The 6,199-nt window shown below is 69.5% G+C and carries 7 protein-coding genes; all 7 read left to right on the forward strand.

Annotation, left to right across the window (positions count from 1 at the left end; genetic code table 11):
* The first annotated feature begins 39 nt into the window (after window positions 1-39).
* The 7 genes from B042_RS22540 to B042_RS0109315 all read left to right on the forward strand — a co-directional run bounded on the left by B042_RS22540 (window position 40) and on the right by B042_RS0109315 (window position 6,177).
* Window positions 40-1,269, forward strand: a complete 1,230-nt coding sequence (locus tag B042_RS22540; protein ID WP_197024230.1) for an AAA family ATPase — start codon at window positions 40-42, stop codon at window positions 1,267-1,269.
* A gap of 92 nt (window positions 1,270-1,361) precedes the next feature.
* On the forward strand, window positions 1,362-1,850 hold the full coding sequence (locus tag B042_RS22545; RefSeq protein WP_051415564.1) for a DUF4276 family protein: 489 nt from the start codon (window positions 1,362-1,364) through the stop codon (window positions 1,848-1,850).
* A 102-nt stretch (window positions 1,851-1,952) separates the two neighbouring features.
* Window positions 1,953-2,381 (forward strand): VOC family protein, encoded by a 429-nt coding sequence (locus B042_RS0109295; protein ID WP_028648061.1) that lies wholly within the window; start codon window positions 1,953-1,955, stop codon window positions 2,379-2,381.
* Window positions 2,382-2,453: 72 nt separating this feature from the next.
* Entirely contained in the window at window positions 2,454-2,810 is a 357-nt protein-coding gene (locus B042_RS0109300; protein ID WP_028648062.1) for an antibiotic biosynthesis monooxygenase, read from the forward strand.
* A 238-nt stretch (window positions 2,811-3,048) separates the two neighbouring features.
* On the forward strand, window positions 3,049-3,357 hold the full coding sequence (locus B042_RS0109305) for a lactococcin 972 family bacteriocin (protein WP_028648063.1): 309 nt from the start codon (window positions 3,049-3,051) through the stop codon (window positions 3,355-3,357).
* Between the two features lie 75 nt (window positions 3,358-3,432).
* Window positions 3,433-5,529: a bacteriocin-associated integral membrane family protein gene (locus tag B042_RS0109310; RefSeq protein WP_028648064.1), complete on the forward strand. Its 2,097-nt coding sequence runs from the start codon at window positions 3,433-3,435 to the stop codon at window positions 5,527-5,529.
* Between the two features lie 12 nt (window positions 5,530-5,541).
* Entirely contained in the window at window positions 5,542-6,177 is a 636-nt protein-coding gene (locus B042_RS0109315; protein WP_028647700.1) for an ABC transporter ATP-binding protein, read from the forward strand.
* Window positions 6,178-6,199 lie beyond the last annotated feature (22 nt).

A 6,199-nucleotide genomic window follows, 5' to 3' on the forward strand; every position in this document is an offset into this window, starting at 1 on the left:
CGTATCCAGGTTCGGCCGCCGCCTGGCTAGGGCTGACCCATGGCACGCCGCAGACTCCGCTCCCTCACCGTCGAAGGACTCACCTCGATCCGTTCGGCCACGGTCGAGCTCGGGGACGTGAACGTGCTCATCGGCGCCAACGGCGCGGGCAAGAGCAACTTCGTCTCGGCACTGGCCATGCTGGGGCGTATCGCCGACGGTGACCTGGGACTCTTCGTCGGCCTGAACGGTGGGGCGTCAGGGCTGCTGCACCAGGGGCCGGACCGCGCCGCCGAGATCAGGTTGCGGGCCGCGATCGAATCCGACGCGCAGCGGAACCAGTGCGTATCCCGTGATCACGGCTTCACCTACAAGGCGACCCTGACCGAGGCTCGCGACGACCGCTTGATCTTCAGCGGTGAAGAGATCATCCGGTCCACCGGCTCGGAACACCCTCTGCGTGTGAAGGGAGGGCACGGGGAGAGCGTGCTCTCCGAGGCTGCCGCCTCCGCCGTCCCCTCCTCTGACGCGGAGGCCCTCACAGCCATCGCCGATATCCTTCGCGGTTGCCGTGTCTTCCACTTCCACGACACCGGTTTGAACGCCCCGATGAAGCGCATCGGCTACGCGGCCGACAACCTCACCCTGCACCCTGACGCGGGCAACCTCGCCGCACTGCTCATGCGCTTGCGCGAGTCCGAGCCGTACGCGTACCGGCGCATCCTGCGCGACATCCGCAAGGGCGCACCGTTCCTCCGGGACTTCGTCCTCGTCGAGCAGAACGAACAGCTACAGCTGCGTTGGAAGCAGGTGGACAGCGACACCGTGTTCCCCGCCGGCGCCCTGTCCGACGGAACACTGCGCTTCATCTGCCTGGCCACCCTGCTCGGTATGCCGAACCCTCCCGGCATCATCGTCCTGGACGAGCCCGAACTCGGCCTGCACCCGTACGCCATCGTCCAACTCGCCGACATGCTGCGGGCCGCTGGAACCTCCAGCCAGATCGTCATCGCCACCCAGTCGACGACGCTCGTGGACCAGTTCGCGCTGGACGAACTGGTCATCGTCGAACGTGAGCGGGGGCCTCCGAATTCCGCCGTCCGGCCCCCGGTCCCCTGCGTGTGTGGCTGGACGACTACTCCCTGGGCGAACTGTGGCAGAAGAACCTGCTCGGCGGCCGCCCCCGTTCCGAGCGAAGGTGACCGTGCACAGGCTCCACATCCTCTGCGAGGACCAGACCGAGGAGCAGCTCACCGAGGACACCCTCAGCCCGTACTTCACCACCCCTGACACCTACGTGAGCTGGTCGGTCATCACCACGAAGCGCACGACGAGCGGGGGTGACGTCAAGGGAGGGGTCGGTAGATGGGGCGCCCTGCACCGTGAGATCCGGAATCTGCTCCATCACCGTCCTCAGCACCCTCATCGACTACTACGGTGTGCCCTCGGACACTCCGGGTATGGCGACACGCCCGCCGGGCACACCCCGGTCACAGGTGGAGCATGTGGAAGCAGCGATGTCAGAGGCCGTCGGCGAACCGCGCTTCCTGCCACACCTGGTGGTGCACGAGACCGAGGCATGGGTTCTGGCGTGCCCGGAGGTCCTGTCCGAACTCGTCGGCGCACCGAAACTCGCCGGTCGGATCCGAGCCCTCACGGTCAGCTCGGGAGGCCCCGAACTCGTCAACGACGGACCCGACACCGCTCCTTCCAAACGGTTGCGTTCACTGGTGCCCGGCTACCGCAAGACGGTGGACGGTCCTGATGCCATAGGCCTCACCGGGGTGGACGCGGTCCGGCGGCAGTGTCCGCACGCCGACGCCTGGTTCCACGCCGTGGACGAACGGTTGGGGACCATCCGGCGCTCCTGACATGCCCGCACCGGGCGCGACACGGGGGGCGGGTTCCTCCGGCATGTCGGCGGCCACGGTCAGGATGGGGACCGCCCCGATCCCGGACGAGGAGACCGCCCCGTGCAACAGCAGGTCCACTTCATCACCCTGGCCACCGCCGACCTGGACGCGGCCCGGCGCTTCTACCGCGACGGGCTCGGCTGGGAGCCGCTGGTGGACGTCCCCGGTGAGATCGTCTTCTTCCAGGTGGCGCCCGGCACGGTCCTGGGGCTGTTCGACGCGGAGAAGTTCGGCCGGGACCTGGGCGGTACCGGCGCGCCCGGGGTGTCGGGGGTGACGCTCTCGCACAACGTCGGCGGCCCGCGGGAGGTGGAGGAGACGGTGGCCCTGATGGCCGCCGCCGGGGGGACGGTCCTCAAGGCGCCGCGGCAGGGCGAGTTCGGCGAGGTCTTCCACGCCCACGCGCGGGTCCCCAACGGGGTGGTGTGGGAGGTGGCCCGCCACCCGGGGTGGCTCGTCGCGGAGGACGGGAGGGCCGTGCTCGGCTGAGTCGGACGGTGCACCGGACGGAGGCGGGTCTAGGTTGGGCGGTGCAGTCCCAGTCCACGTGAGAGGTGCGCGATGAGCGTCGTCAAGTTCAACGTCCTGACTGTTCCCGAGGGCTCGGGGGCCACCCTGGAGGAGCGCTTCGCCAAGCGCGCGGGCCTGGTGGAGGACCAGCCCGGTTTCGAGGAGTTCCAGCTCCTGCGCCCGGTCGAGGGCACCGAGAAGTACCTGGTGTACACGCGGTGGAGTTCGGAGGAGGACTTCCAGAACTGGGTGAGCGGCCAGGACTTCAAGCGCGGCCACGCCCAGGCGGCGAAGGACGCCGGGCAGGCGGGCCACGGGCACGGCGGTGAGGGCGGTGCCAGGCCCGCCGCGACCGGCAGCGAGCTGTGGGGCTTCGAGGTCGTCCAGCGGGTCTCCGCCCGGGGCTGAGCCTTTCCGGCGCGGGGTCGGCCGGTGCGCACCGGCCGACCCCGGGATTGCCCCCATGGCCGGATGTGGCCACGGCGCACACAACAAAGACGAAGGCCCAGATGAGACGCAATACCACGCACATTGTGGCGTGTTTTGCGACCTAATGTCCGCTTGTCTGCTTTTTTGGGGGGGTAGTTTCTGCGTCGGTTCACACGCAGTGTGCAACCAGAAACAACCCCCTCACAGGAGAATAGTCATGGGCACCAACATCAAGCGGGCCGCTGCCACCGCGGCCATCACCGCCGCGCTGGCGACAGCAGCGGCGGCCCCGGCCTACGCCGTGATCGAGTACGTGGGCGGCGGAGTGTGGGACCACGGTTTCAAGGGCACCTTCGGTGGCACCGTGTACTCAAGCTACTACCACGGCGGTTGCGGTCACAGCGCGACCGCGGTAGGTGATGACCTGGTTCGCGACTACGCTCCGAAGGGCTACACCGCCTACGCCGAAGTCTCTTCCGCCGCGTGGGGCAACGCGACCTACTGGAACCGCTGCGTGACCTCCTGAACCCGCGAGCATGTCCCGAGGCCGTCAGCGTCCCCGCGTTGACGGCCTCCCGCCGCCGACCAGCCCGGAGCCCCCGTGCTTCACCGAAGCATCCTCGTCATCCACTTGGCGCTGCTGTTCATCGCCGCCTTCTTCTCCTTCCTCACGGTCCGCTCCTACGAGGAGATGACGACCACGGTCCCTGCGGGAGTCGTCTGGGCCAGCAGCAACGACCAGACCGCGAACCACTCCCAGATCACCGAGACCGTCGAGGGCTTCGCCCGGGAGACGGGGGTCTCCGTGGCGCTCCAGGTGCCCGACCTGCGCGACCCCGGTTCCGTGCGCCACCTCTACCTGGCTCCGGGCCGGGAGGGCGCGCTCGCCTCGGACTGGCTGGAGGACGGCTATCCGGTGTTCGGGCACACCATGGACACCCGGGTCCACCCCTTCGGGGAACTGGACCGGGACGACCCCCGGGGCTTCTACCTCGTCTTCGGCACCGAAGCGGACACCGACGCCTTCGAGGCCACACTCGCCGGTATCGGTCTGCACGACACCAACAGTGAGGGCGGATACGCCCTCAGGTGGACCGACCTCTTCCGCCTCGGGGGCGATCTCAGCTTCGCCCTCATCATCACCGTGCTGTGCGGTATCACCGTCACCGGCTCAGGGGTGCTGCTGAACGCCAGGAACTACGGGGTGCTCCGGCTCCAGGGATACTCCTACACCAGGATTCTGGCGCGGGACCTGGTGCAGATCGGGCGTTTCTACCTCCTGGCGGGTGGTTGTACGGCCGTGGGGATCACGGCCGCGCTCCTGCTCTACAACGGGCTCGCCCAGTTCGCACTCTTCGCCCGGATCGCGGGATGGCTGCTGGCCCTGTTCCTGGGCACCGCCCTTCTTACCCATGCCTTCGCCCTGGCACTGTTGCAGGCCACGAGCCTCCTCGACGCGCTCAAGGGAAGGATCCCCGCCAGGCCGGCCACCGCGAGCGCCTACGCCGTACGGGTCCCGGCCCTGGTCCTGGTCCTGGTCTCGGTGAGCTTGGTCGTCCACTCCGCCCAGAACCTGCGGGAGCACCGGAAGGAGTTCGACACCTACTCCGAGGCCGGGCAGGCCTCACGCATCACGCTCTCCGGCAGTGTGGACTTCGCCGAAGTGGGTGAATCCATGGACCCGCTCGTGGGCGGCTGGCTGCGCCAAGCCGACGAGGAGGGACAGATCATCCTGTCCGTACGTCAGCAGTCCGCGATTCTGGCCCCACCGGGCGAACCGGGTCCGGGAGCCGACCTGCTCGTGGTCAACGACACCTACCTGGAACACCAGGAGATACTCTCCCCCGACGGCGAGCGCTACGGCCCCTCGGACACGGTCCGCGTCCTTCTCCCGCAGTCCCTCGCCGAGTGGGGGGAGACCGTGGCACAGTCAGCCGGGGAGCAGGCCGCCTCCTGGAACAGCTTCGGCCGACCGGCCGGGGGCGATCCCCAGCGGTTCGACACCGAGGTGCTGCCCACCGCCGACGGGCAGGAGGTGTTCACCTACGGTTCCGACGGGCCGGTGGGACGGCCCCGGGTCCCCTTCCTCGACGACCCGATGATCTTCGTCCTCCCCGACGGCGCGGTGCTCTCCGACCAGCTCTACGTCACCTTCGCGACACAGGCCGGGATCGTCTTCCCCGACCCCGAGGAGGTGGAGGAGTCCATCGCCACTCCGCCCTTCTCCACGTACATCAACGGTCTCCAGATGGTCGTCACCAGCCTCGCCGACGACTACGCCGAACAGGTCCGTCACCTGCGGCTGCAGTCCTTCAACCTGGCCGCGGCCACGGGGGTGCTGGTGATGACCGCGGTCGCGGTGTGCCTGGTCCACGTCCGCACCCGGGCCCAGACGATCTTCGCGAAACACATCAGCGGTTGGCGGTTCACCGCCATCCACCGCCGACTGCTGGTCGCGGAGGGCGCCCTGGCGCTGGCGTTCCTCGGCTGGGCGGCCCTGCGGGCCTTCCGCGTCCTGATCCGTGTCGATGGCCCAACCGCCCCGGGCACCCTCGCACCCACCCCCGAGCAGGCCGCCGTCGCCGCTCTGGAACCGCTCCTGGCCATCGCCATCGCGGGCGGCGGGCTCCTGCTCATCGCCGCGATCCTCCTGCACTTCCACCGCCGTATCGTCCGTGAGGGCGCCGCCCAGGCCTGAAAGGGATCTGCCGTGATCACCGTCCGCGACCTGTCCAAGTCCTTCGGCGCCCGCACCCTGTGGCGGGGCCTGGACCTCGACCTGCCCCCCGGGCGGATGCTCGCCCTGACCGGCCCCTCCGGGGCGGGCAAGACCACCCTGCTCAACTGCCTGGGCCTGCTGGAGGCCCCCACCGGCGGCAGCATCAGCCACGGCGGACGCGACCTCACCCGCCTGCGGGCCGGCGGGCGGCGCCGCTTCCGCCGCGACCACCTGGGCTACCTCTTCCAGAACTACGCGCTGATGGAGAACGCCACGGTGCGCGAGAACCTGGACGTGGCCCGCCGCGACCGGCCCGCCCAGGCCGAGGCCCTGGAGCGGGTGGGGCTGGCCGGCCGCTCCCGTGAGCGGGTGCACCACCTCTCGGGCGGCGAACAGCAGCGGGTGGCCCTGGCCCGCCTGCTGGTCAAGCAACCGTCCCTGGTGCTGGCCGACGAGCCCACCGGCGCCCTGGACGAGGGCAACGGCCAGATGGTGGTCGACACCCTGCGCGCCATGGCCGCCGAAGGGTGTTCGGTGGTCATCGCCACCCACAACAGCGCCGTGCGCGAGGCCTGCGACACCGTCCTCGACGTCTCCACCCGGCAACCGGCCACCGAACGGGCCTGACCCCGGGCGGGACCCTGCCCGG

It is taken from the genome of Nocardiopsis sp. CNT312 (genome assembly GCF_000515115.1).
Classification (GTDB): domain Bacteria; phylum Actinomycetota; class Actinomycetes; order Streptosporangiales; family Streptosporangiaceae; genus Nocardiopsis.

Coding starts and splice junctions, on each gene's coding strand:
- B042_RS22540 (WP_197024230.1), top strand. CDS start 40: ATGGCACGCCGCAGACTCCGCTCCCTCACCGTCGAAGGACTCACCTCG.
- B042_RS0109300 (WP_028648062.1), top strand. CDS start 2,454: ATGAGCGTCGTCAAGTTCAACGTCCTGACTGTTCCCGAGGGCTCGGGG.
- B042_RS0109305 (WP_028648063.1), top strand. CDS start 3,049: ATGGGCACCAACATCAAGCGGGCCGCTGCCACCGCGGCCATCACCGCC.